Annotated in this window: 26 protein-coding genes; 19 read left to right on the top strand and 7 right to left on the bottom strand. The window is 72.2% G+C overall.

Annotated elements, in window-relative coordinates:
• Window positions 1-465, bottom strand: a complete 465-nt coding sequence (locus HOO61_RS10930) for a DUF2231 domain-containing protein (RefSeq protein WP_172258699.1) — start codon at window positions 463-465, stop codon at window positions 1-3.
• 41 nt (window positions 466-506) lie between these two features.
• Here HOO61_RS10930 and HOO61_RS10925 point away from each other — a divergent pair, with 41 nt between their 5' ends.
• The 3 genes from HOO61_RS10925 (at window position 507) to HOO61_RS10915 (ending at window position 2,321) form a co-directional block, all read left to right on the top strand.
• Complete coding sequence (locus HOO61_RS10925) at window positions 507-1,397, top strand: inositol monophosphatase family protein (protein WP_172258698.1); 891 nt, start codon at window positions 507-509, stop codon at window positions 1,395-1,397.
• 96 nt (window positions 1,398-1,493) lie between these two features.
• Window positions 1,494-1,925: a CBS domain-containing protein gene (locus HOO61_RS10920; protein WP_172258697.1), complete on the top strand. Its 432-nt coding sequence runs from the start codon at window positions 1,494-1,496 to the stop codon at window positions 1,923-1,925.
• 54 nt (window positions 1,926-1,979) lie between these two features.
• The gene (locus HOO61_RS10915; protein WP_056602267.1) at window positions 1,980-2,321 is read left to right on the top strand and encodes an FKBP-type peptidyl-prolyl cis-trans isomerase; all 342 of its coding nucleotides are present in this window, start codon (window positions 1,980-1,982) and stop codon (window positions 2,319-2,321) included.
• A 21-nt stretch (window positions 2,322-2,342) separates the two neighbouring features.
• On the opposite strand, the gene HOO61_RS10910 is transcribed toward HOO61_RS10915, so the two are convergent.
• Complete coding sequence (locus HOO61_RS10910) at window positions 2,343-3,026, bottom strand: response regulator (protein ID WP_367650122.1); 684 nt, start codon at window positions 3,024-3,026, stop codon at window positions 2,343-2,345.
• Complete coding sequence (locus tag HOO61_RS10905; RefSeq protein WP_172258695.1) at window positions 3,023-4,183, bottom strand: sensor histidine kinase; 1,161 nt, start codon at window positions 4,181-4,183, stop codon at window positions 3,023-3,025. Before HOO61_RS10905 ends, HOO61_RS10910 begins: the two co-directional genes overlap by 4 nt.
• Before the next feature lie 139 nt (window positions 4,184-4,322).
• On the opposite strand from HOO61_RS10905, the gene HOO61_RS10900 reads away from it, so the two are divergent.
• Window positions 4,323-5,219 (top strand): ABC transporter ATP-binding protein, encoded by an 897-nt coding sequence (locus HOO61_RS10900; protein ID WP_172258694.1) that lies wholly within the window; start codon window positions 4,323-4,325, stop codon window positions 5,217-5,219.
• A complete protein-coding gene (locus HOO61_RS10895) occupies window positions 5,216-6,025 on the top strand; it encodes an ABC transporter permease (RefSeq protein ID WP_172258693.1) in 810 nt (269 codons plus the stop codon). Before HOO61_RS10900 ends, HOO61_RS10895 begins: the two co-directional genes overlap by 4 nt.
• 35 nt (window positions 6,026-6,060) lie before the next feature.
• On the opposite strand, the gene HOO61_RS10890 is transcribed toward HOO61_RS10895, so the two are convergent.
• Window positions 6,061-6,315: an RNA-binding S4 domain-containing protein gene (locus HOO61_RS10890; RefSeq protein ID WP_172258692.1), complete on the bottom strand. Its 255-nt coding sequence runs from the start codon at window positions 6,313-6,315 to the stop codon at window positions 6,061-6,063.
• A gap of 19 nt (window positions 6,316-6,334) precedes the next feature.
• On the opposite strand from HOO61_RS10890, the gene HOO61_RS24865 reads away from it, so the two are divergent.
• Window positions 6,335-7,540, top strand: a complete 1,206-nt coding sequence (locus tag HOO61_RS24865) for a phospholipase D-like domain-containing protein (RefSeq protein WP_172258691.1) — start codon at window positions 6,335-6,337, stop codon at window positions 7,538-7,540.
• A 7-nt stretch (window positions 7,541-7,547) separates the two neighbouring features.
• On the opposite strand, the gene HOO61_RS10880 is transcribed toward HOO61_RS24865, so the two are convergent.
• A complete protein-coding gene (locus HOO61_RS10880) occupies window positions 7,548-8,879 on the bottom strand; it encodes a DUF445 domain-containing protein (RefSeq protein ID WP_172258690.1) in 1,332 nt (443 codons plus the stop codon).
• Between the two features lie 53 nt (window positions 8,880-8,932).
• On the opposite strand from HOO61_RS10880, the gene HOO61_RS10875 reads away from it, so the two are divergent.
• Window positions 8,933-9,328, top strand: coding sequence for an adenylyltransferase/cytidyltransferase family protein (locus tag HOO61_RS10875; protein WP_172258689.1), 396 nt, complete (start codon window positions 8,933-8,935; stop codon window positions 9,326-9,328).
• A 61-nt stretch (window positions 9,329-9,389) separates the two neighbouring features.
• Window positions 9,390-10,985 (top strand): MXAN_6640 family putative metalloprotease, encoded by a 1,596-nt coding sequence (locus HOO61_RS10870; protein ID WP_172258688.1) that lies wholly within the window; start codon window positions 9,390-9,392, stop codon window positions 10,983-10,985.
• Between the two features lie 3 nt (window positions 10,986-10,988).
• On the opposite strand, the gene HOO61_RS10865 is transcribed toward HOO61_RS10870, so the two are convergent.
• Complete coding sequence (locus HOO61_RS10865; protein ID WP_216658785.1) at window positions 10,989-11,597, bottom strand: TetR/AcrR family transcriptional regulator; 609 nt, start codon at window positions 11,595-11,597, stop codon at window positions 10,989-10,991.
• A 40-nt stretch (window positions 11,598-11,637) separates the two neighbouring features.
• On the opposite strand from HOO61_RS10865, the gene HOO61_RS10860 reads away from it, so the two are divergent.
• The 6 genes from HOO61_RS10860 to HOO61_RS10835 are packed head-to-tail and all read left to right on the top strand — an operon-like array spanning window position 11,638 to window position 17,492.
• Window positions 11,638-12,891 (top strand): acyl-CoA dehydrogenase family protein, encoded by a 1,254-nt coding sequence (locus HOO61_RS10860; RefSeq protein WP_172258687.1) that lies wholly within the window; start codon window positions 11,638-11,640, stop codon window positions 12,889-12,891.
• Window positions 12,888-13,682 carry an SDR family NAD(P)-dependent oxidoreductase gene (locus tag HOO61_RS10855; protein ID WP_172258686.1) on the top strand — a complete coding sequence of 265 codons (795 nt, stop codon included), beginning with the start codon at window positions 12,888-12,890 and terminating at the stop codon, window positions 13,680-13,682. The genes HOO61_RS10860 and HOO61_RS10855 overlap by 4 nt, the downstream gene beginning before the upstream one ends.
• Window positions 13,679-14,764: a phosphotransferase family protein gene (locus HOO61_RS10850; protein ID WP_172258685.1), complete on the top strand. Its 1,086-nt coding sequence runs from the start codon at window positions 13,679-13,681 to the stop codon at window positions 14,762-14,764. The genes HOO61_RS10855 and HOO61_RS10850 overlap by 4 nt, the downstream gene beginning before the upstream one ends.
• Window positions 14,761-15,429: a histidine phosphatase family protein gene (locus HOO61_RS10845; RefSeq protein ID WP_172258684.1), complete on the top strand. Its 669-nt coding sequence runs from the start codon at window positions 14,761-14,763 to the stop codon at window positions 15,427-15,429. Before HOO61_RS10850 ends, HOO61_RS10845 begins: the two co-directional genes overlap by 4 nt.
• Before the next feature lie 36 nt (window positions 15,430-15,465).
• Window positions 15,466-16,209: an SDR family oxidoreductase gene (locus HOO61_RS10840; RefSeq protein WP_172258683.1), complete on the top strand. Its 744-nt coding sequence runs from the start codon at window positions 15,466-15,468 to the stop codon at window positions 16,207-16,209.
• Window positions 16,210-16,232: 23 nt separating this feature from the next.
• Window positions 16,233-17,492 (top strand): sulfatase, encoded by a 1,260-nt coding sequence (locus tag HOO61_RS10835; RefSeq protein WP_172258682.1) that lies wholly within the window; start codon window positions 16,233-16,235, stop codon window positions 17,490-17,492.
• A gap of 18 nt (window positions 17,493-17,510) precedes the next feature.
• Here the strand turns inward: HOO61_RS10835 and HOO61_RS10830 are convergent, their stop codons facing one another.
• Window positions 17,511-18,158 (bottom strand): M23 family metallopeptidase, encoded by a 648-nt coding sequence (locus tag HOO61_RS10830; protein WP_172258681.1) that lies wholly within the window; start codon window positions 18,156-18,158, stop codon window positions 17,511-17,513.
• A 59-nt stretch (window positions 18,159-18,217) separates the two neighbouring features.
• Between HOO61_RS10830 and HOO61_RS10825 the strand changes: the two genes are divergently transcribed.
• The 5 genes from HOO61_RS10825 (at window position 18,218) to HOO61_RS24860 (ending at window position 20,785) form a co-directional block, all read left to right on the top strand.
• Complete coding sequence (locus tag HOO61_RS10825) at window positions 18,218-18,628, top strand: pilus assembly protein CpaE (protein ID WP_172258680.1); 411 nt, start codon at window positions 18,218-18,220, stop codon at window positions 18,626-18,628.
• Between the two features lie 5 nt (window positions 18,629-18,633).
• On the top strand, window positions 18,634-18,996 hold the full coding sequence (locus HOO61_RS10820; protein ID WP_172258679.1) for a DUF5655 domain-containing protein: 363 nt from the start codon (window positions 18,634-18,636) through the stop codon (window positions 18,994-18,996).
• A gap of 119 nt (window positions 18,997-19,115) precedes the next feature.
• The gene (locus tag HOO61_RS10815; RefSeq protein WP_172258678.1) at window positions 19,116-19,328 is read left to right on the top strand and encodes an SHOCT domain-containing protein; all 213 of its coding nucleotides are present in this window, start codon (window positions 19,116-19,118) and stop codon (window positions 19,326-19,328) included.
• Window positions 19,325-19,735 (top strand): DUF6325 family protein, encoded by a 411-nt coding sequence (locus HOO61_RS10810; RefSeq protein ID WP_172258677.1) that lies wholly within the window; start codon window positions 19,325-19,327, stop codon window positions 19,733-19,735. The genes HOO61_RS10815 and HOO61_RS10810 overlap by 4 nt, the downstream gene beginning before the upstream one ends.
• 12 nt (window positions 19,736-19,747) lie before the next feature.
• Window positions 19,748-20,785, top strand: a complete 1,038-nt coding sequence (locus HOO61_RS24860) for a zinc-dependent alcohol dehydrogenase family protein (RefSeq protein ID WP_172258676.1) — start codon at window positions 19,748-19,750, stop codon at window positions 20,783-20,785.
• The last annotated feature ends 31 nt before the right edge of the window (window positions 20,786-20,816 follow it).

Genomic DNA, 20,816 nt, shown 5'->3' with positions numbered 1-20,816 from the left:
TCAGCCACCCCAGACGGCCCGCGCTCCGGAGTCGCCGGCGAGGTAGACCGTGACGAGCAGCGCCACCGCACCGGCCGCCAGCAGCACCGCGACCGGGATGCCGAAGCGCGTCTCCCGCGCCCCGCGCCCCGATGCCAGCGCAGAGCTCCCGCCCAACGCCCACGCCGCCAGGCCGGCGACGGCGACGTAGCCCAGCGCCACGTTGCGCAGCATCTCCCCCGCCTCCTGGTGGTCCTCCACGATCGGCGCCAGCTCGGGGCGCGCCGCCAGCAGGTCCTCACCGGCCACGACAGCGACGAGCGCGGTGACGGCGGTGACGGCGGCCAGCACCACGACGGGCCACCGCAGCAGCCAGCGCCACCTCGGCACGGCGGCGTAGACCAGGCCGGTGAGCGCCGCGAGCGGCCCGAGGACGACGACTGCGTGCACGACGAGCGGGTGCAGCGGCACACCGTTGAGCTCCATGCCTGCAATGTAGGGCGTGTTGCTGGGAATAGCCTGTGAACATGCCCATCACCGGCTCCAACGACCACACCGACGACCTGCGGCTGGCCCACGTCCTGGCCGACGACGCGGACTCGCTGACCCAGGCCCGCTTCAAGGCGCTCGACCTGCACGTCATGAGCAAGCCCGACCTCACGCCGGTGACCGACGCCGACAAGGCCGTGGAGGAGGGCATCCGACGCACGCTGTCGCGCGTGCGCTCCCGCGACGCGGTCGTCGGTGAGGAGCAGGGCACGACCGGGCACAGCCAGCGCCGGTGGATCGTCGACCCGATCGACGGCACCAAGAACTACGTGCGCGGGGTGCCGGTGTGGGCGACCCTCATCGCGCTCGCCATCGACGACGAGGTCGTGCTGGGCGTGGTGTCCGCCCCGCAGCTGCAGCGCCGGTGGTGGGCCTCGGCGGGCAACGGCGCCTGGACGGGTCGCTCCCTGCTGAAGGCCACGAAGTGCGAGGTCTCCGACGTACGCCGCCTCGAGGACGCGTCGCTGAGCTACTCGTCGCTGTCCGGGTGGGACGAGCGCGACCGCCTCGACGACTTCGTGTCCCTGTCCCGTCGCTGCTGGCGCACCCGCGCCTACGGCGACTTCTGGTCCTACATGCTGCTGGCCGAGGGCGCCGTCGACCTCGCCGCCGAGCCCGAGCTCGAGCTCTACGACATGGCAGCCCTCGACGTCATCGTCCGGGAGGCCGGCGGCCGGTTCACCTCGCTCGACGGCACCGACGGGCCGTGGGGCGGCAACGCGCTGGCCTCCAACGGCCACCTGCACGACGCCGCGCTCTCCTTCCTGGGCGCGACGGACGACGACGGCACCGACCCCGACGTGCCCAGTCGCGGGCCCGGCTCGGTGAGCAGCCTGCGGGCCCGGCAGGCCCCGCCGGTGCTGGACTGAGTCCGCTTCCAGTCGGGGCGTTCGGCACTGTCCCTCGCGGTCCGGCTTGGCTACGGTGACTTCTCACCAGTTCTGCGGGACGAGAGGGCGGACACCATGAAGATCAAGGACGTCATCAAGGGCAAGGCCAGCCAGGCGGTCGTGACCATCGCCCCGGAGGCCACCGTGCGCGAGCTGGTCGCGCTTCTGGCCGAGCACAACGTCGGCGCTCTGGTGGTGAGCGAGGACGGCGAGCGGGTCGCCGGGATCGTCAGCGAGCGCGACGTCGTACGCCGCCTGCACGAGGACACCGCGGTCCTCGACAGCGCCGTGAGCACGATCATGACCGCCGACGTGCGGACCTGCGCGGGCGACGACGGCCTCACCGACCTCATGCAGACCATGACCGAGCACCGCATCAGGCACGTCCCGGTGGTGGCCGACGGTCGGCTGACCGGCATCATCTCCATCGGTGACGTGGTCAAGAACCGGATCGGCGAGCTCGAGTTCGAGCGCGACCAGCTCGACCACTACGTGCACCAGACCTGACACACCAACGAATTGGAGACACTTGTGAGCGAGAAGCCCGACGTCGACCCGCACATGGGCGACGCGCCCGCCGACCTCGAGGTCACCGACCTCGTCGAGGGAGACGGTGCCGAGGCCACGTCCGGCTCCACCGTCTCCGTCCACTACGTCGGCGTCGCCCACTCCACGGGCGAGGAGTTCGACGCGTCCTACAACCGCGGCACGCCCCTGCAGTTCCGCCTCGGCATCGGCCAGGTCATCTCCGGCTGGGACACCGGGGTGCAGGGCATGAAGGTCGGCGGTCGTCGCCGGCTCGTCATCCCGCCGCACCTCGGCTACGGCGACCGTGGCGCCGGCGGTGCCATCAAGCCGGGCGAGACGCTGATCTTCGTGGTGGACCTGCTCGAGGTCCGCTGACCCGTCCTGCCCGGACGTTCGTCAGGCCTGGGCGTCGTGGACCAGGATCGCCACCTGCACCCGGTTCTCGACGCCCAGCTTGGTGAACAGCCTCCCGACATGGGTCTTGACCGTCGGGACGCCCATGTAGAGCTCGGCCGCGATGTCGGCGTTGCTCAGCCCGCGCGCGACCGCGTCGGCCACGTCGCGCTCGCGGTCGGTGAGGGCATCGAGGGCCGCGCGTGCCGACCGCGCCCGGTCCTGCCCGCCGGTGTCGCGGGCCGCGCGGGTGACGGCAGCGATCAGCTGGGCGGTCACGCTGGGCGACAGCATCGGCTGGCCGGCTGCCACCGTGCGGATCGCCTCCACGAGGCGGGCCGGCGGGGTGTCCTTCAACAGGAAGCCGGCCGCACCGATGCGCAGCGCGCGCAGCACCATGTCGTCGGTGTCGAAGGTCGTCAGCACGATGACCTTGAGGCCGGGGTCGGCGGCCAGCAGCTCCTCGGTCGCACTGAGCCCGTCACGCACCGGCATCCGGATGTCCATCAGCACCACGTCGGCGCCCGACGCCGGCACCATCCGCAGCGCCTCCTCGCCGTCGCCGGCCTCGGCGACGACGGCCAGCCCGGAGTCGCCGCCGAGCATCATCCGCAGGGCTGCGCGCACCATGGGGTCGTCGTCGACGACGGCGAGCCGGACCACGCCCCCGCTGCTCGTGCCCGTCACGTGGTCCACGGTATCCACGCCCGTACGGCGTAGCCGCCTCCCGGGTCGGTGCCGTGGCTGATCCGGCCACCCGCGAGGGCCGCGCGCTCGGCCAGGCCCAGCAGGCCCAGGCCTGACGCCGGGAGGTGCTGCGGTGCCGGTCCGACCGGGGCCGCGTTGCGCACCCCGATGACCAGCCCGTCGTCGGGCGAGCCGGCCACGTCCACGGTCACCGCGGTGCCGGGCGCGTGCTTGCGGACGTTGGTGAGCGCCTCCTGCACGATCCGGTACGCCGTCCGGCCGGTGCCGGGAGGTACGTCGTCCGCGACGCGGTTGGACAGGCGTACGCGCATCCCACCGGCCTGCTCCTCCGCCACCAGCGCGGCCACGTCGTCGAACCCGGGCTGGGGCGGCTCGGGGACGGAGTCGGTCGGCTGGGTCGGGTCGCGGAGCACGCCGAGGACGGCCCGGAGGTCGGAGAGGGCCCGGTGGGCGTTGTCCTCGATCGACTTCGCGGCACTCCCCCGCTCCTCCTCGCTCAGGTCGGTGCGGTAGCTGAGGGCACCGGCGTGCATCGCCACCAGCGAGATGCGGTGCGCCAGCACGTCGTGCATCTCGCGGGCGATCCGGGTGCGCTCCGCCGCCTGCGCCTGGGCCACGCGGGCCCGCTGCTCGCGCTCGGCGGTCAGGGCGCGATCGCGGTAGGAGTCCACGAGGTCGCGCTGGGAGCCCATCGCGTAGCCGGTGGCGACCAGGATGCCCACGACGAGGCAGCCGAACGCCGTGGACGCCCACAGGGGCAGGGTGTCCTCGGTGATCCCCACCCGCTCCTGGACGATCCCGGCGAGCACGTTGAGCGGAGCCACGACCGCCAGCAGACGCCAGCGCCGGTGGGATGCGAGCGAGCCGATGATCCACGACCCGGGACCGGCGCTCGACGCGGAGACGAAGGAGAACGCCGCGAGCAGGCCGGCGACGAGCGCGGGACGCCGGTGGCGCCAGCGGATCAGCACGAACGACACGAGCCCGAGCACCGGGTCGCCGACCAGCCACCACAGGACCACAGGTTCCGGGGCGCGCTCCGCGGCGGCCACCAGCGGGATCCCCCAGACGGTCAGGCTGATGAGCGCCGCCAACCCGTAGCGCCAGGTCGCTGCGAGCCGGCCTGTCCCCACCATGGCACCGACCCTAGGCGCACCGCCCGGCTGACCGCGTCCGACCAAGGTGTCGTCGCGAGGCTCACGCCGATACCCAGGTCGGACCCCGCCGACCCCTGCGCCCGATGTCCCGGACGTCTGTCGCGACGAGGCTGGAGCCATGATCACAGTCGAGAACCTCACCAAGCGCTACGGCGGGTTCACCGCCGTCGACGACATCTCCTTCGAGGTCCGTCCCGGCAGCGTCGTCGGCTTCCTCGGGCCCAACGGCGCCGGCAAGTCCACCGCGATGCGGATGATGACCGGTCTCACCCCGCCGACGTCCGGGCGGGCCACCATCCTCGGCCAGCCCTACCGCGAGCTCCACAACCCCGGCCGCCAGGTCGGCGTCATGCTCGACGCGTCCGCGCAGCACCCCGGCCGCACCGGCCGCGAGGTGCTCCGGGTCGCCGCCGTCTCGATCGGCGTCTCCAAGGCGCGCGTCGAGGAGGCGCTCGCGCTCGTCGGCCTGACCGACGAGGAGGCGGGACGCCGGGTCCGCAACTACTCGCTCGGCATGCGCCAGCGTCTCGGCATCGCCGCCGCGCTGCTCGGCGAGCCGCAGGTCCTCGTGCTCGACGAGCCCGCCAACGGCCTCGACCCGCAGGGCATCCACTGGATGCGCGGGCTGCTGCGACGCTTCGCCGACGGCGGCGGGACCGTGCTGCTGTCGAGCCACCTCCTGCACGAGGTGCAGATCGTCGCCGACGACCTCGTGATGATCGGTCGCGGCCGGATCGTCGCCATGGGCTCCAAGGAGGAGCTCCTCAGCCGCGGCGGCACCACGGTGTCCTCCACCGACGACGGCCGCCTCGCCCGGCTGCTGCAGGCCGCCGACGTACCCGTCACCCGGACCGGCTCCGGACTGGTGGTCGAGGCCGAGCCGCGCGTGGTCGGCGAGATCGCCGCCCGCGAGTCCGTCGTCCTCCTCGAGCTGCGATCCGGCGGCTCGGAGGGCCTGGAGGAGATGTTCCTCGGCCTCACGGCCGCCACCTCTCGTGAAGGAGACGCAGCATGAGCGCCACCGCAAGCACCCAGAGCACCGCACCCGCTGTCGGCGGCCCCAGCGGCTCCGCCGGCGCACCCACCGCCCTGCCCGGTCGTCCGGGAGTTCCCTTCTCGCGCACCCTGCAGGCCGAGGTGCGCAAGATGGTCGACACCCGCGCCGGCCGCTGGATGGTCATCGTGATGGCCGCGCTGACCGTGGTGATCCTGGCCGCCTTCGTCCTCTGGGGCCCCGCCGAGGACGCGACGTTCGGCAACCTGCTCCAGATCTCCACGCTGCCGCTGGCGATCCTGCTGCCCGTCGTCGGCATCATGGCCGCCACTGCCGAGTGGACCCAGCGCACCGGCCTCGTCACCTTCACCCTCGAGCCGCGGCGCGGTCGCGTCGTGCTCGCCAAGGCGCTCGGCGCCCTGGCGCTCGGACTGGTCGTCATGGCCGTGGCCTTCGCAGCCGCCGCGCTCGCCAACCTGGCCGGCACGGGCACGTGGGACCTCGACGCCGCGGCGGGGGGCGGGCTCGTGCTGGCGCTGCTGATCTACGTCCTGCAGGGCGTGGCGTTCGGGCTGCTCTTCCTCAACACGCCCATCGCGATCGTGACCGTCCTGGTCCTGCCGACCGCCTGGAGCATCGTCACGCAGGTCTTCAGCTCGCTCGCCGACGTCGGGCAGTGGCTCGACCTGGATGCGGTCACCCGCCCGTTGTTCGACGGGGAGATGGCGGGGCAGGACTGGGCCCAGCTCGGCACCGGCGTCGGCTTCTGGGTGCTGCTGCCCCTGGCGATCGGCACCTGGCGGGTCCTCAACCGTGAGGTGAAGTAGCCGGGGGGCGCTTCACCTCATCGCGTCGCCACCCCTCACCAGGGGACGTCGATCTCGACCTCTCCGGTGGCGACACGGGCCGCCAGCCCGCCCAGCGTGACCACGTCACCAGGGGCGAGCTGGCGGCCTCGCCGCGTCTCGACCTCCCCGTTGACCTGCACCGCTCCGTCCGCGATGACCGGCTTGGCCTCCGCACCGCTCTCGACGAGGTTGGCGAGCTTGAGGAACTGGCCCAGCCGGATCGACTCGTCGCGGATCGGGACGTCGACAGGCTCGCTGGTCGGTGGCATGTCTCTAGGGTAGGTGTCCGTGCGCACCCGAAGCCTCCTCCTCGCCGTGGCATCGCTGTGCCTCGTGACGTCCCTGTTCGCCGCGACCACGCCCGCCGCGCCCGCCGACGCGCGCCCTGCCGCCGTGGCCGGCAAGACCGGTTGCGAGGCCCAAGCCGGGTTCGAGGTGTGCTTCACCTCGCCCCCCACCGTCCCGCGCGACCCGACGGTGCTCGACCGGGCGAGTCGCCTCTTCGACACCGCCGGCCCGGGCGACACGATCCGGGTCGCGATGTTCCGCTGGGACATCAAGGCGCCGACCGACGCGATCCTGGCCGCCCAACGTCGCGGCGCGACGGTGCTCCTCGTCGGTGACGACGACCTGCGCCTGAACCGGCACGGACGCCGCCTCATCAAGACCCTCGAGGAGCAGGACCCGGCACGACGCAACGTGACGATCTGCAAGGGCGCCTGCCTGCCGTGGCGCGCTCCCGGGCCCTACCCCGACAGCCAGGACGTGCAGCACCTGAAGTTCTACGTCACCGACATCGGCGGCGTGCAGTCGTTCATGACGTCGTCGGCCAACCTCGAGGACCGGCAGTACCGCCAGTACAACTCGTTCATCAAGATCGACGACCCGGGCCTGTACGCCTTCGGGGTGGCGTACTTCTCCCGTCTGGAGGCCGAGGGCCTGAAGGTCGACGGCGAGCGGTGGGACGACCGGCGCAAGGTCTGGAAGGGCGGGTCGGTGACGGCGGCCGTCTACCCCAACCGCAGCGACCTGCTGCTCTCCACGCTCAAGGACATCTCCTGCAGCAGGGGCGCGCGGGACGTGTCGGCGATGTTCGCGGTGATCCAGCGCGCCGACGTGCGCGCCCAGCTCGCCCGTCTCTCGGACCGCGGCTGCCGGGTGCGGATCATCACCTCGCGCGACACGGTCGAGAACTGGGTGCAGCGGTCGCTGCCCAGCGGCGACATCCCGGACCGCCAGGTCCGCACTGTCCTCACCCACGACAAGATGCTCGTGGTGGACGCGAAGTTCCGCGGAAAGGCGACCCAGCTCGTCCTCACCGGCACCTCCAACACCACCTGCGGGGGCCTGCTCTACAACGACGAGGTCATGCTCCGCGTGGTGGGCAACAGCTGGCTGCACGACCAGTACCTCGCGCACTTCGACGACGCGTACGCCCGCGCGTGGCAGAGCCGCTCGCGGATCATGCCCGTCATGAAGCCCTGCCGCCGCTGACTCGACGTCAGTGCACGAGCAGGCTGATCGCGTGGATCAGCACGCCGACCAGGCCGCCGACGATGGTGCCGTTGATCCGGATGAACTGCAGGTCGCGCCCGACGTGCAGCTCGATGCGGCGCGCCGCCTCCTTGCCGTCCCAGCGCTCGATCGTGTGGGTGATCACGGTGGTGACCTCGGCGCCGTAGCGCTCGACGGCGAAGACCGTGAGGTCGGCGGCGACCCGGTCGAGGCGCTCGCGCAGCGCGGCGTCGTCGCGCAGCCGCTCAGCGAAGGAGCTGAGCTCGACGAGGAGGCGGTGCCGTACGGCTCCCTCGGGGTCGCGGATCGAGCCCAGCAGTGCGGAGCGCATCGCCTTCCACAGGGAGATCGCGGTCGTGACGACCTGCGGGTGCTCGAGCAGGCGCTCCTTGAGCGCCTCGGTCCGGCGGACCGTCTCCTCGTCGTTGAGCAGGTCGTGGGCGAGCTGGCCCAGCATCGAGTCGAGCGCCTCGCGGGCGCGGTGGTGCGGGTCGTCGCGGATGTCCTCCAGCCACGCGAGTGCCTGCACGTGCAGCCGTGACGTGACCGCGTCGTTGAGCTTGGGCGGTGCCCACCACGGGGCCCGCTCCTCCAGCACCCGGGTGAAGGTCTCCGGGTTGTCGCGCAGCCAGCTGTAGAGCTCCTCGACGGCGAGGTCGACCAGCCCGTGGTGCAGGTCGTCGCGGAGCACCTCCATCAGCGTCGAGCCCAGCAGCGGAGAGATCGGCTCCTCACGGAACCGCGGCACCAGGGCGTGGGTGACCAGGTCGGCGATGTGGTCGTCGCGGACCTTGCCGAGCGCGATGACGGCGACCTCCGCCGCCTCGTCGACCACCCGCCGGGCGTGGGCCGGCTCCTCCAGCCAGGCGCCCACCCGCGCGGAGATCGTGGCCGCGGCCACGCGCTCGCGGATGATGTCCTCCTGGAGGAAGTTCTCCCCCACGAACTCCTCGAGCCCCTTGCCGAGCTCGTCCTTGCGCTTGGGCACGAGGGCGGTGTGCGGGATGGGCAGGCCGAGCGGGTGCTTGAAGAGCGCCGTCACGGCGAACCAGTCCGCGATGGCGCCGACCATCGACGCCTCGGCGCCCGCGTTGACGAAGCCCCAGAACCCGTCGCGTCCCAGCGTGGCGACGTACACGCAGGCCGCGAACAGCAGCAGCCCCACGGCGACCGTACGCATCCGGCGCAGGCCGCGGCGACGGGCCTCGTCGGCGCCCGGGTCGGGCGTGATGAGGGAGATCGGGGGTGGGCTCGGCGGCGGGCTCGTCGAGGAGCGCGCGGAGGAGCCCCGGGAGGAGGTGGCAGAGGTGGCGGCCATGGCAGCCATCCTCCCCCAACCCCTGTGACGACCCGCGTGCCAGAATGCCGCGCATGTCTCGCACCGTGATCACCTTCGGCACGTTCGACGTCTTCCACGTCGGGCACCTGCGCGTCCTCGAGCGCGCGGCCGAGCTGGGTGACCGCCTCGTCGTCGGCGTCTCCGCCGACGCCCTCAACGAGCGCAAGAAGGGCCGTGCCCCCATCTTCAGCGAGCGCGAGCGGCTCGCGATCGTCGGCGCCCTGAAGGTCGTCGACGCCGTCTTCGTCGAGGAGAGCCTGGAGCAGAAGCGCGACTACATCCTCGAGCACGGCGCGGACGTGCTGGTGATGGGTGACGACTGGGCCGGCAAGTTCGACGAGCTCGGCGACGTCTGCGAGGTCGTCTACCTGGCCCGCACCCCGGCGATCTCCACCACCGCGATCATCGAGCACATCGCGGATCTCTGATCGTGTCCCGGCGGTGCCGCCGGGTTAGGGTCGTGCGGACATGACCTACACGAGGGGAACCATGCGCAGACTCGTCACCACCGCCGTGGCCATCGCACTGGTGGGCGGGGCGCTCGGCGCCCCGGCCGTCGCTGCTGACAACGACCGTCCGGGCGTGCCCGGATCCTTCCCGGGATCGGCCGGGGTCCTCGACCCCTCCGACCTGCTCGAGCTCACGCCCGAGGCCGCACTGCCGGTGCTCGAGGAGCAGCTGGAGCCCACGGCCACCGAGACCCTGACGACCGCGCGCCGTGTCCTCGCCGGCAACGCCCGTCCCAGCGACCCGTCCGCGACGCTCGTCCTGCGCGACCTGTGGATGAAGCGGTCCCAGCTGCGCGGTGCCGAGCGGCGCCAGGCCGACGCCCTCCTCGCCCGCCCCACCGACGGCGTGAGCGACGACCAGGGGTTCGGCTACACCGTTCCCGAGGCGCCGCCGCTGTGCAACACCCGCCTGTGCGTCCACTACGTGCCGACCGGAGCCGACGCGCCGCCGTCGCCCGACTGGCCGGCCCAGAACCTCGCGGTGATGGACTCGGTGTGGACGACGATCGTCGACGCGATGGGCTACCGCGCGCCGGTGAGCGACGGGGCGCGTGGCGGCAGCCCGCTCTTCGACGTCTACCTCAAGGACCTCGGCGGCGACCTCTACGGCTTCTGCGCCGGCGAGGACCGCGCCAAGAAGCGCACCGCCTCCGGCTACTGCGTGCTCGACAACGACTTCGCCGCCGCGCAGTTCCCCAACGGCACCCCCTACGACAACCTGGTCGTGACCGCGGGCCACGAGTTCTTCCACGCCGTCCAATACGCCTACGACTACGCCGAGGACCCGTGGATGATGGAGTCCACGGCCACCTGGATGGAGGAGCGGATCGCGACGACGGTCAACGACAACCGCCAGTACCTCCCGGTCAGCCAGATCTACGCCCCCAACATCCCGCTCGACGCGTTCAGCCGCACCAACGGCTTCCAGTACGGCAACTGGGTGTTCTGGGAGTACCTCACCTCGCGCTACGGCAACGGCCTGGTGCTGAAGACGTGGAAGCAGGCCGGCAGCCTCAAGAAGGACGGCGGGAAGAACAGCCTCCCCGCGCTGCAGAAGGTGCTCAAGCGCAAGGGCGGCTTCCACAAGAACTACGCCCAGTTCGCCGCCGGCAACCTGACCCCGGCCGCCAACTTCCCCGAGGGCGCGGAGTACCCCGGCCCCAAGGTCCGGGGCGCCAAGCTGCTGAGCAAGCGCAAGCGCGCCAAGCGCTTCGGCACCAAGGTCAACCACCTCGCCTCCGCGTCCTACGTCTACGGCCCCGGCAAGGGCCTCGACGGCAAGAAGTGGAAGCTCAAGCTGATGGTCAAGGGCCCCGCCAAGCGCACCTCGCCGGCCGCCGTGGTGGTCGTGCACCAGCTGGACGGCAAGCGCAAGGTCAAGATGGTCCGCCTCAACCGCGGCGGCGACGGACACCTCAAGGTGGCCTTCGACAACCGCAAGGTGGGCGCCGTGTCGGTGACGCTCGTCAACGGCTCGACCCGCTACCGGTGCGGTCGCGAGACGCTGCTCGCCTGCGCGGGCAAGCCCCTCGACGACCGCCTGCGCTTCGCGGTCAAGGGGCGCGTCACCAAGTGATGATCAGGACCTGATCCGCAGCAGGGCGTGGAGCGCGGCGACGCACTCCTCGACCAGCTGCGACAACGAGACCGGGCGTTCGCCGGGCGGCACTGCCGACCAGGTGAGCGCCCGGTCCTCTGTGTAGGCCCACCACGCGCGTACGACGTCACGCCGCTCCTCCGGCACGTCGAGCGCGGCCACCACGCGCTCCGTGCTGCCGTCGCGGACCGAGTCCATGACCTCGCTGACGCGTGGATCGGCGACGCCGTGGCCGTGGACGAGCGCGAGGTAGAACCCGCGCCGGCGCTCGATCTGCTCGATCATCAGCCGCGTGGTCATCTCGACCTGCGCCTCCCCCGGCGCGTCCTCGTCGGGCGCCGTCGTGCGCAGGATGCGGCGGCCGGCCGCCGCGATGCAGGCGAGGTAGAAGTCGGTCTTGGTCGGGAAGTAGTGGAACAGCAGTCCCCGGGAGATGCCGGCCTCGGTGGCGATGTCGTCCATCGACAGGTCCTGGATCGGCGTCTCGACGATCTTGGCCAGACCGATGGCGACGAGCTGGCGACGTCGCTCGTCCGCGCTCAACCGACGGCGTACGCCCTCCGTGGGAGCGGTCGCGGCGGTGTCGGACATGCTGTTGAGCATTGCTCAACAGTGTGCGAAGGTCAACGTCATGGACTTCTCCCTCTCCCCACGCGCCGCCGACCTCCGCGACCGCGTGCGCGCGTTCGTCGCCGACGAGATCGAGCCGATCGAGGCCGAGGCGCACGAGCGGATCACCCGCCTGCGCGAGTCCGGTGGCGACAGCTGGACCCCCGACCCCGTCATCGGCGAGCTGCAGGCGAAGGCGCGGGCCCAGGGCCTGTGGAACCTCTTCCTGCCCGCCGCCCACGCCGGGCGCTACGCCGCCGACTTCGGCACCGACGGCGGCGAGGGCCTCAGCAACGTCGACTACGCCCCGGTGGCCGAGGCGATGGGGCGCTCGTTCCTGGCTCCCCTGGTCTTCAACTCCAACGCCCCCGACACCGGCAACATGGAGGTGCTGCTCAAGTACGGCACCGACGAGCAGCGCGAGCAGTGGCTCGAGCCGCTGCTGCGCGGGGAGATCCGCAGCGCCTTCTGCATGACCGAGCCGGCCGTCGCGTCCTCCGACGCGACCAACATGGCCGCCACGGCGGAGGTCGACGGCGACGAGGTCGTCATCAACGGGCGCAAGTGGTGGTCCACCGGCGTCGGCAACCCCGACTGCAGGATCTTCGTGTTCATGGGTCTCTCCGACCCCGACGCCGACCGCCACTCGCGCCACACGATGGTGCTCGTGCCGCGCGACACCCCCGGGGTGAAGGTCGAGCGGATGCTCACCACGATGGGCTACTACGACGAGCCGCTGGGCCACGGCGAGGTGTCGTTCGACGACGTGCGGGTGCCGGCGTCCAACGTGCTGCTCGGCCCCGGTCGCGCGTTCGAGATCGCCCAGGGCCGCCTCGGGCCCGGCCGGGTCCACCACTGCATGCGGGCGATCGGCCTCGCCGAGCGCGCCCTCGAGCTGGCCTGCGCCCGCGCGGTGTCGCGCACCGCCTTCGGCAAGCCGATCGCCAACCTCGGCGGCAACCGCGAGCGCATCGCCGACGCGCGGATCGCGATCAACCGCTCCCGGCTGCTGGTCATGCACGCCGCGTGGCTGCTCGACCAGGGGATGAGCCGCGAGGCCTACTCCGCGGTGAGCGAGATCAAGGTGGAGGTGCCCAACATGGCCCTCGACGTCATCGACATGGCCATCCAGCTCCACGGCGGTGGTGGGATGAGCGACGACTTCCCGCTGGCCGCCGCCTGGGTCGGCGCCCGCACGCTGCGCCTGGCCGACGGGCCCGACGAGGTGCACCGCAACGTGGTCGCCAAGATCGAGCTCGGGAAGCACACGGCATGAGCGCCACCGAGAGCCGGCGTGTGCTGGTCACCGGGGCAGCCTCCGGCCTCGGGGCGGCGCTCGTCGCTGCCTTCCGGTCCCGGGGCGACGACGTGCTCGCCACCGACCGCGTCGCCACGTCGTCTGTCGAGGGTGGCATCGACCTCGTCCTCGACATCACCTCCGACGACGACTGGGCCGCGGCCGTCGACGCCGTCCGGGAGCGCTGGGGCGGCCTCGACGTGCTCGTCAACAACGCCGGCGTCGCCGGCGGTGGCCGGGTGGACCGCTGCACGCTCGAGGAGTGGCAATGGATCACCGACATCAACCTCTTCGGGCTGGTCCGCGGCACCAGGGCGTTCGTCCCGATGCTCAAGGAGCAGGGCTCCGGGCACCTGGTCAACGTGGCCTCGCTCGCCGGCCTCGTCCACCCCGGCGGCATGGGCTCCTACAACGCCACGAAGGCCGCGGTGGTGGCGTTCACCGAGACCTGCGGCCACGAGCTGGCGTCGTTCGGCATCCGGGCGAGCGTGGTCTGCCCCTCCTACTTCCGCACCAACCTGATGGACTCGATGCAGGGCACGGACGAGGTCGTCGGCCGCGTCGTCGGCGGGCTCGTCGAGCGCTCCAAGGTCACCGCCGAGGAGATCGCCGCCGCCGTGCTGGCCGGCATAGACGCCGGGGAGGACGTCATCGTCCCCGACGAGGCAGCGCGCCAGGCCTACTTCCTCAAGTGGGCCGACCGACCCGCCTACGACGCGGTCATGCGCGACCAGGCGGTGAAGCTCCAGGCGGCTGGGGCGGACGCATGACCGCCGCGGTGCCGGGCGCCCGCGAGGTGCGCGCGGAGGACGCCTTCGACGTCGCGCGGGTCGCGGCGTGGATCCGGGCCCAGGCGACGACCCCCGAAGGCCTCGACGGGGAGCCGGAGGTCCGGCAGTTCACCGGCGGCGCGTCCAACCTCACCTACCTGCTGCGCTACCCGTCCGGCCGCGACCTCATCGTGCGACGTGCCCCGGCAGGCACCAAGGCCAGGGGCGCCCACGACATGCGGCGCGAGTACGTCATCCAGTCGGCGCTCGCGCCGGTCTTCGACCACGTGGCGACGATGGTCGCCTTCTGCGACGACCCCGACGTCATCGGCGGCGACTTCTACGCGATGGACCGCATCCCCGGCGTGATCCCTCGCAGCGAGTGGCCAGCCGATGTCCCGCTCTCCCCCGAGCAGGCGCGCGAGCTGTGCCTCCACGCCGTCGACGTGCTCGCCGAGCTGCACGGCATCGACCCGGAGGCCGCCGGGCTGGCCGACCTCGGCAAGGGCGCGGGCTACGTCCGCCGCCAGGTCGAGGGCTGGTCGACGCGCTACCGCAACGCCCGCACCGACGACGTCCCCGACCTCGAGTCGGTCATGGCCTGGCTCGACGCCCACCAGCCCGACGACGTGGCGACCTGCGTGATCCACAACGACTTCAAGCTCGACAACCTCGTGCTCGACGCCGACGACGTCACGCGCGTCGTGGGCGTGCTCGACTGGGAGATGGCCACCCTCGGCGACCCCCTGATGGACCTCGCCGGGTCGATGGCCTACTGGGTGCAGGCCGACGACTCCGAGGAGTTCCAGATGGTGCGGCGGGTGCCGACGCACCTGCCCGGGATGCTGACCCGTGACGAGTTCGTGGCGGCGTACGCCGAGCGCACCGGCCGGACGGTCACACCGGAGCAGTGGCGCTTCTACGAGGTGTTCGGGCTCTTCCGGATGGCGGTGATCGCCCAGCAGATCTACTACCGCTTCTTCCACGGGCAGACGACCAACGAGATGTACGCCCTCTTCGGCCCGGCCGTGCAGATCATCTGCCGCCGCCTCGACGGGCTCGTCGAGCAGGGAGACTCGTGAGCCGCATCCTCCTGGTGCGGCACGGGCAGGCGTCGTTCGGCGCCGCGGACTACGACGACCTCTCCCCCACCGGCCACGAGCAGTCCCGCGTGCTCGGTGCCGCGCTCGCGGCCCGCGGGGTCGTGCCCGACCTCGTCGTGGCGGGTGAGATGAGGCGCCACGCGCAAACCGCGGCCGGGGCGCTCGAGGGGGCGGGTTGGTCGGCTCCCGTCGACGTCGATCCCGGCTGGAACGAGTTCGACCACCTGCAGGTACTGGCGGTCCACGACGAGCCGACCACGGTGGAGGGCGAGTCGGAGAAGGCCGCGTTCCAGCGGTGGTTCGAGGAGGCGACCCGGCGCTGGACATCGGGCGACCACGACGAGGCGTACGACGAGTCCTTCGCCGCCTTCACGGCGCGGGTCGGGGCTGCGCTGTCCCGGCTCGCGGACGCGCTGCCCCGGAGCGGCACGGCCGTGGTGCTGACCAGCGGCGGTCCCGTCGCATGGGCCGCCGCGTCGCTGCTCGCCGACGCCGACCGGGCGCGCACCGACCTGTGGCTGCGGCTCAACCCGGTCTCCCTGAACACCGGCACCTCGACGATCGTGCGCGGCTCGCGCGGCACGACGCTCGTCACGTTCAATGCCGCCGACCACCTCTCCCCCGACCTGATCACCTACCGCTAGCCCCACGCTTCCGGCCCCACTCCCAGGAGATCCTCCATGCCGACGACACTCATCACCGGCGCCAGCAGCGGCCTCGGTGCCGAGATGGCCCGCCAGCTCGCCGCCCGCGGGCACGACCTCGCGCTCTGCGCACGACGTACGGACCGCCTCGACTCACTCCGCGCCGAGATCCTGGTCGCGCACCCGGGCGTCCGCGTCGTCGTCAAGGCACTCGACGTCAACGACCACGACGCCGTGTTCCGCGTCTTCGAGGAGTTCCGCGACGAGCTCGGCGGCCTCGACCGGGTCGTCGTCAACGCCGGCCTGGGCAAGGGCCAGCCCCTGGGCACCGGCCGCTTCGACGCCAACCGGGAGACCGCCGAGACCAACGTGATCGGCGCCCTCGCCCAGACCGAGGCCGCCGCCGCGATCTTCCGCGCCCAGAGCTCGGGCCACCTCGTGATGGTCTCGTCGTTCTCCGCGCTGCGCGGGATGCCGAGGAACATCACGACGTACGCCGCCACGAAGGCCGCGGTCGCCCACCTCGCCGAGGGCTTCCGCGCCGACGTGCACGGCACGCCCATCAAGGTCACGGTGCTCTACCCCGGCTACATCGTCTCCGAGATGTCCGGCACCTCGGCGAAGACGCCCCTCATGGTCTCGACCGAGAAGGGCGTGCGCGCCATGGTCGAGGCGATGGAGAAGGAGAAGCGGTCCGCCGTCGTCCCCGCCTGGCCCTGGGTGCCGCTCGGGTTCGTCGTCAAGCGCGTGCCGACAGGGCTGCTGCGCAAGCTGGGCTGACGCGCGTGCGTAGGGTGTCGGCCATGCCCGACAACGTCCTGTGGATCGTCACGGACGACCAGATGCGTTCCACGCTGAGGTCGATGGACCGGACGTGGCGGCGCCTGGTGCGCAAGGGGGTGCACTTCCGGCGGGGCTACAGCGCGATGCCGCTGTGCGGGCCGGCACGCGCCTCGATCCTCACCAGCCGCTACCCCCACAACCACGGGTGCGACAGCAACATGACCCATCCGCCGTTCGTGGCCCAGGGCCACGACCGAGACACGGTCGCCACCCGGATCAAGGCTGCCGGCTACGACACCGGCTACTTCGGCAAGTACATGAACGGCCTCGCCCAGCAGCCGTCGTACGTCGCCCCCGGCTGGGACCGCTGGGTCGCGCTGCTCGACGGCATGATCGACGACCCGCGGGTGAACGTCGACGGCACCGTGCGACAGGTCGCGTCGCAGCGCGAGTTCGACCGGTTCGCGGCGAAGAGGCTCCGACGCTTCATCCGGCGCCGCGAGGACGACGGACCGTGGTTCGCGGTGTTCGCGCCCACGGCGCCCCACGGGCCCTACACGCCGAGCCCCGAGCACGCCGACGACTTCGACGACGTCGCGTGGGACCCGCCCGCCTCCAACGAGGCCGACATGGGCGACAAGCCGACGTGGATGCAGGACCTGCCGCCACAGGACCGCCAGCGCATGCGCAGGATCTACGAAGGCAAGCTCGAGGAGCTGCAGGACGTCGACGACCAGGTCGCGAGCGTGCTCGACGTCCTGCGGGAGACCGGCCAGCTCAGGCGCACCTGGATCTTCTTCGTCTCCGACAACGGCTACCTGCTCGGCGAGCACCGGCTCTTCCACAAGTCCCAGCCCTACGAGGAGTCGGCGGGCATCCCGTTCGCCGTCCGCGGTCCCGGCGTCGAGCCGCGCACGGTCGACGCGCTGGTGTCGCAGGTCGACCTGATGCCCACGACGCTCGACGTGGCCGGTCTGGACCCCGACGCCGGCCGCGACCTCGACGGCCGCTCGATGCTGGAGCCCCTGAGGTCGGGTGACTGGTCCGGCTGGCGCCGCCGGCTGCTCGTCGAGAACACGAACCTCGACTGGTCGATGATCCGTGAGGGCTCGTCCGCCTACGTCGAGCACCACGACGCGGGCGAGTGGGAGCTCTACGACCTCGAGCGCGACCCCCACCAGCTCGCCAGCCTGCGCGACGCCGACGTGACGGAGTGGGGACGGAAGACCGGCCAGTTCTCCCGCGCCCAGGGCCTCGCGCTGCGGGCACTCGAGCAGTAGCCGCTCGGGCGCCACCCGTCACGCTGGCCCCGCGTCGACGACGTCGCCGTTGCGCGGCAGGCCACCGCCGAAGCTGATGGCGACGGCGGACGCCCGTGAGGGGTCGGTGTGGTCCATCGCCTGCAGGTGGACGTGGGGTTCGGTGCTGTTGCCGGAGCTGCCGCACCGCCCCAGGACCTCGCCCACCCGGACGTGCTGCCCGAGCCCCACCTGGACGCTGCCGCGTCGCAGGTGGCAGACCGCGACCACCGTGCCGTCGACGGTCTCGACCATGACGTGGTTGCCGGCCAGCCCCAGCCAGCCCGCTGCCAACCGCCGGCGCTGGGTGACGGCGTACCCCACGGACGGCAGCCCTCGGTAGGCGTCGTGGTCGGGCTCCTCGTCGTGCACAGCGACGACCGTGCCCTCGGCAGGCGCGAGGACCGGGCGACCGAACCCCGGGAACCGCTCCGGCGGCTCGGGACGCAGCAACGACCGCAGCGTGAACGGTGCCGTGCGACCCGCCCGGTCGACCGGGACGAAGTCGATCGAGAAGGACGTGGCGAGCAGGGAGGTGCCGTGGCTCGGCACGCGATCTCCGGGGCTGTTCTGCGTCAGCCACCGACCCTCGAACGGGTAGGCCAGGTCCACCGTCGGCAGCACCGGACCGCCCCCTCTCCACGCCATGACGACACCCTGCAGCCTCGGGCGCGCGTGCGCCACCGGTGCTGAGCGACACTGGCGAGGTGATCTCCCGTGACCTCGCACGCCGCCTGCACGACGCTGGACTCGCCTGGTCGCCGAGCAACGGCGACCGGTTCTGGCTGCCCGAACGCGATCTCGACGAGGCTGACTTCCTCGTCAGCGACATGGTGATCGAGGTGCGCGACGTGGCCGCCGGGCGCGTCCTCGCCTTCAACGGGACCACCGAGTGGGCACTCGACGGCGTGGAGGACCACGAGGCGGTGTGGCTGCCCCGCCTCGACCAGCTGCTCGACGTCCTCGGCGCGCGCTTCCTCAGCCTGACCGCGCGCTCGGGCGGGCACGTCGTACGCGTGCAGGTCGGGCAGGCGGAGGAGGAGCACGTCGACGTCGGGCCGGCCGACGCGGCCGCGCGCGCCGTGCTCAGCCTGCTGCAGCGGGACGCGCCGGGGTGACGGGGATGGCCGGGCGGGCGCCGGAGGACCTCTTCGACGGGTTCCCCGCGGGCCTCGCGGTGTGCCGGGCGGTCGAGCAGGCCGTGTCCACGATCGGCGACGCATCCATGGCGGTGACGAAGAGCCAGGTCGCCTTCCGACGCCGCCGAGGTTTCGCCTACGTCTGGCGACCGGGGCAGTACGTCGACAGCGACGTGCCCGCGGTGCTCTCGATCGCCCTGCCCCACGAGGTCACGTCCGACCGTTTCAAGGAGGTCGCCCACCCGGCGCGCCACGTGTGGATGCACCACCTCGAGCTGCGCGACGCCGCCCAGGTCGACGACCAGGTCCGCGCGTGGCTCCGGGAGGCGTACGCCGCGGCGGGCTGAGCCTCCCGTCCGCCATCGGGTCCGCTCTGCCCGACAGTCGGCCGTAGAGGAACAGGTGTCGCGTGCGGCATCATCGACGTGTGGTCGTTCTGGTGCCGCGACAGATCCGGATGACCGGGATGACAGGCAGCGTGCCCTACTACGGCGGGCGCTTCACCCCGGCGCAGGCGTACGCCGCCTCGCACCCGTCGCCGCCGCCCGCCCCGCCTGCCGCCGAGCAGCCGTCGGCCCGGCCCGCGCAGGACCCGATGGAGGCCCTTCAGCACCTGCTCGACGCCGGCGTGCTCACGCAGCAGGAGTTCGACGAGCTGCGGGAGCGGGTCGAGCGGTGAGCGGGCCGGTCCAAGTCCTGGTGGTCGGGTTCGAGGCGCCGTCGTTCTCCGGCGAGGTGCTGGCCGAGCTCACCCGGCTGCGCGAGCGCGGCGTCGTACGACTGGTCGACGTCCTGCTGGTCGAGCGCGGCGACGACGGGACCTTCGAGGTCCTCGAGCCGCCGCCCGGCAGCGATCCCGACCTGGGCAAGGTCGCGGCAGAGGTCCTCGGCGGAGGTGGCGAGACAGATGCCGACGTGCCCCTCGACGAGGCGTGGTCGCTGGCGGACGCGGTGCCGCCGGGCGGGGTCGCCGCCGTCGCACTACTGGAGCACCTCTGGGCCGAACCACTCCTGGCGGCGATCGGGCGTGCCGGCGGCCGTCCGCTCGGTGAGCTGTGGCTACCGGCGGGTGAGCCGCCCGGGTGACACGATGCCGGGGTGCGTGCGGTGGTCATCGATGCAGTCCGGGGACGTCCGACGGTCCGGCCGGTCGCCGACCCGGCGTGTCCGCCCGGCGGGGTGGTCGTGCGCGTCATAGCCACCGGGATGTGCCGGAGCGACTGGCACGCGTGGGCGGGACACGACGAGATCGCGTTCCCGCACGTGCCGGGCCACGAGCTGGCCGGCGTGGTCGTGGAGGTCGGCGACTGTGTCGGCCGGTGGAAGGTCGGCGACCGGGTGACGGTGCCGTTCGTCTGCGGGTGCGGTCGCTGCGAGTGGTGCCTGTCCGGGAACGCCCAGGTGTGCCCCGACCAGCAGCAGCCGGGCTTCACCCACTGGGGATCCTTCGCCGAGCACGTCGCCCTGCACTCCGCGGACACCAACCTCATCGCCCTCCCCGAGTCGGTCGACTTCGCAACCGCCGCCGGCCTCGGGTGCCGCTTCGCGACGGCGTACCGCGCCCTCGTCGGACGTGCCCGCGTCACCGAGGGTGAGTGGGTGACCGTCCTCGGCGCAGGGGGCGTGGGACTCAGCACGGTGATGATCGCCCGCGCGCTGGGATGCCGCGTGGTCGCGGTTGACCGCAACCCCGACGCCCTCGCCCTGGCCGCGGACCTCGGCGCGAGCTGCGTGCTTCTATCCGACGGCTCGGACGTCCCGGCCGCCGTCGCCGACCTCACGGGCGGCGGGAGCCACGTCGCGGTGGACGCCGTGGGCAGCGAGCAGACCTGCGCCGACGCGATCCACAGCCTCCGGCGCCGCGGTCGCCACGTGCAGGTGGGCCTGCTGCCGCCGGTCGACGGTCACCCGCGCGTGCCGATGGACCGGGTGATCGGCTGGGAGCTCGACGTGCTGGGCAGCCACGGGATGGCCGCCGTCGACTACCCGGACATGCTGGCCCTCGTCGAGCAGGGCCTGCTCCGGCCCGACCAGCTGATCGGGCGCACCATCGGTCTCGACGAGGCCGCGGCACTCCTGCCCACCTTCGACCAGGCCACCGCGGCCGGCATCACGCTCGTCGACCCTGCTCGCTGACGATCACTTCTCGTCCCGGCGAGCGGGGCGG

It is taken from the genome of Nocardioides sp. zg-1230 (genome assembly GCF_013155335.1).
Lineage (GTDB): Bacteria > Actinomycetota > Actinomycetes > Propionibacteriales > Nocardioidaceae > Nocardioides.
This window is presented reverse-complemented; position numbering and strand designations above follow the sequence as displayed.

Bases quoted from the DNA above. Each gene is read 5' to 3' on its own strand.
- HOO61_RS10930 (WP_172258699.1), bottom strand. From the start codon at position 465: ATGGAGCTCAACGGTGTGCCGCTGCACCCGCTCGTCGTGCACGCAGTC.
- HOO61_RS10925 (WP_172258698.1), top strand. From the start codon at position 507: ATGCCCATCACCGGCTCCAACGACCACACCGACGACCTGCGGCTGGCC.
- HOO61_RS10920 (WP_172258697.1), top strand. From the start codon at position 1,494: ATGAAGATCAAGGACGTCATCAAGGGCAAGGCCAGCCAGGCGGTCGTG.
- HOO61_RS10915 (WP_056602267.1), top strand. From the start codon at position 1,980: ATGGGCGACGCGCCCGCCGACCTCGAGGTCACCGACCTCGTCGAGGGA.
- HOO61_RS10905 (WP_172258695.1), bottom strand. From the start codon at position 4,183: ATGGTGGGGACAGGCCGGCTCGCAGCGACCTGGCGCTACGGGTTGGCG.
- HOO61_RS10900 (WP_172258694.1), top strand. From the start codon at position 4,323: ATGATCACAGTCGAGAACCTCACCAAGCGCTACGGCGGGTTCACCGCC.
- HOO61_RS10895 (WP_172258693.1), top strand. From the start codon at position 5,216: ATGAGCGCCACCGCAAGCACCCAGAGCACCGCACCCGCTGTCGGCGGC.
- HOO61_RS10890 (WP_172258692.1), bottom strand. From the start codon at position 6,315: ATGCCACCGACCAGCGAGCCTGTCGACGTCCCGATCCGCGACGAGTCG.
- HOO61_RS10880 (WP_172258690.1), bottom strand. From the start codon at position 8,879: ATGGCCGCCACCTCTGCCACCTCCTCCCGGGGCTCCTCCGCGCGCTCC.
- HOO61_RS10875 (WP_172258689.1), top strand. From the start codon at position 8,933: ATGTCTCGCACCGTGATCACCTTCGGCACGTTCGACGTCTTCCACGTC.
- HOO61_RS10870 (WP_172258688.1), top strand. From the start codon at position 9,390: ATGCGCAGACTCGTCACCACCGCCGTGGCCATCGCACTGGTGGGCGGG.
- HOO61_RS10865 (WP_216658785.1), bottom strand. From the start codon at position 11,597: ATGTCCGACACCGCCGCGACCGCTCCCACGGAGGGCGTACGCCGTCGG.
- HOO61_RS10860 (WP_172258687.1), top strand. From the start codon at position 11,638: ATGGACTTCTCCCTCTCCCCACGCGCCGCCGACCTCCGCGACCGCGTG.
- HOO61_RS10855 (WP_172258686.1), top strand. From the start codon at position 12,888: ATGAGCGCCACCGAGAGCCGGCGTGTGCTGGTCACCGGGGCAGCCTCC.
- HOO61_RS10850 (WP_172258685.1), top strand. From the start codon at position 13,679: ATGACCGCCGCGGTGCCGGGCGCCCGCGAGGTGCGCGCGGAGGACGCC.
- HOO61_RS10840 (WP_172258683.1), top strand. From the start codon at position 15,466: ATGCCGACGACACTCATCACCGGCGCCAGCAGCGGCCTCGGTGCCGAG.
- HOO61_RS10835 (WP_172258682.1), top strand. From the start codon at position 16,233: ATGCCCGACAACGTCCTGTGGATCGTCACGGACGACCAGATGCGTTCC.
- HOO61_RS10830 (WP_172258681.1), bottom strand. From the start codon at position 18,158: ATGGCGTGGAGAGGGGGCGGTCCGGTGCTGCCGACGGTGGACCTGGCC.
- HOO61_RS10820 (WP_172258679.1), top strand. From the start codon at position 18,634: ATGGCCGGGCGGGCGCCGGAGGACCTCTTCGACGGGTTCCCCGCGGGC.
- HOO61_RS10815 (WP_172258678.1), top strand. From the start codon at position 19,116: ATGACAGGCAGCGTGCCCTACTACGGCGGGCGCTTCACCCCGGCGCAG.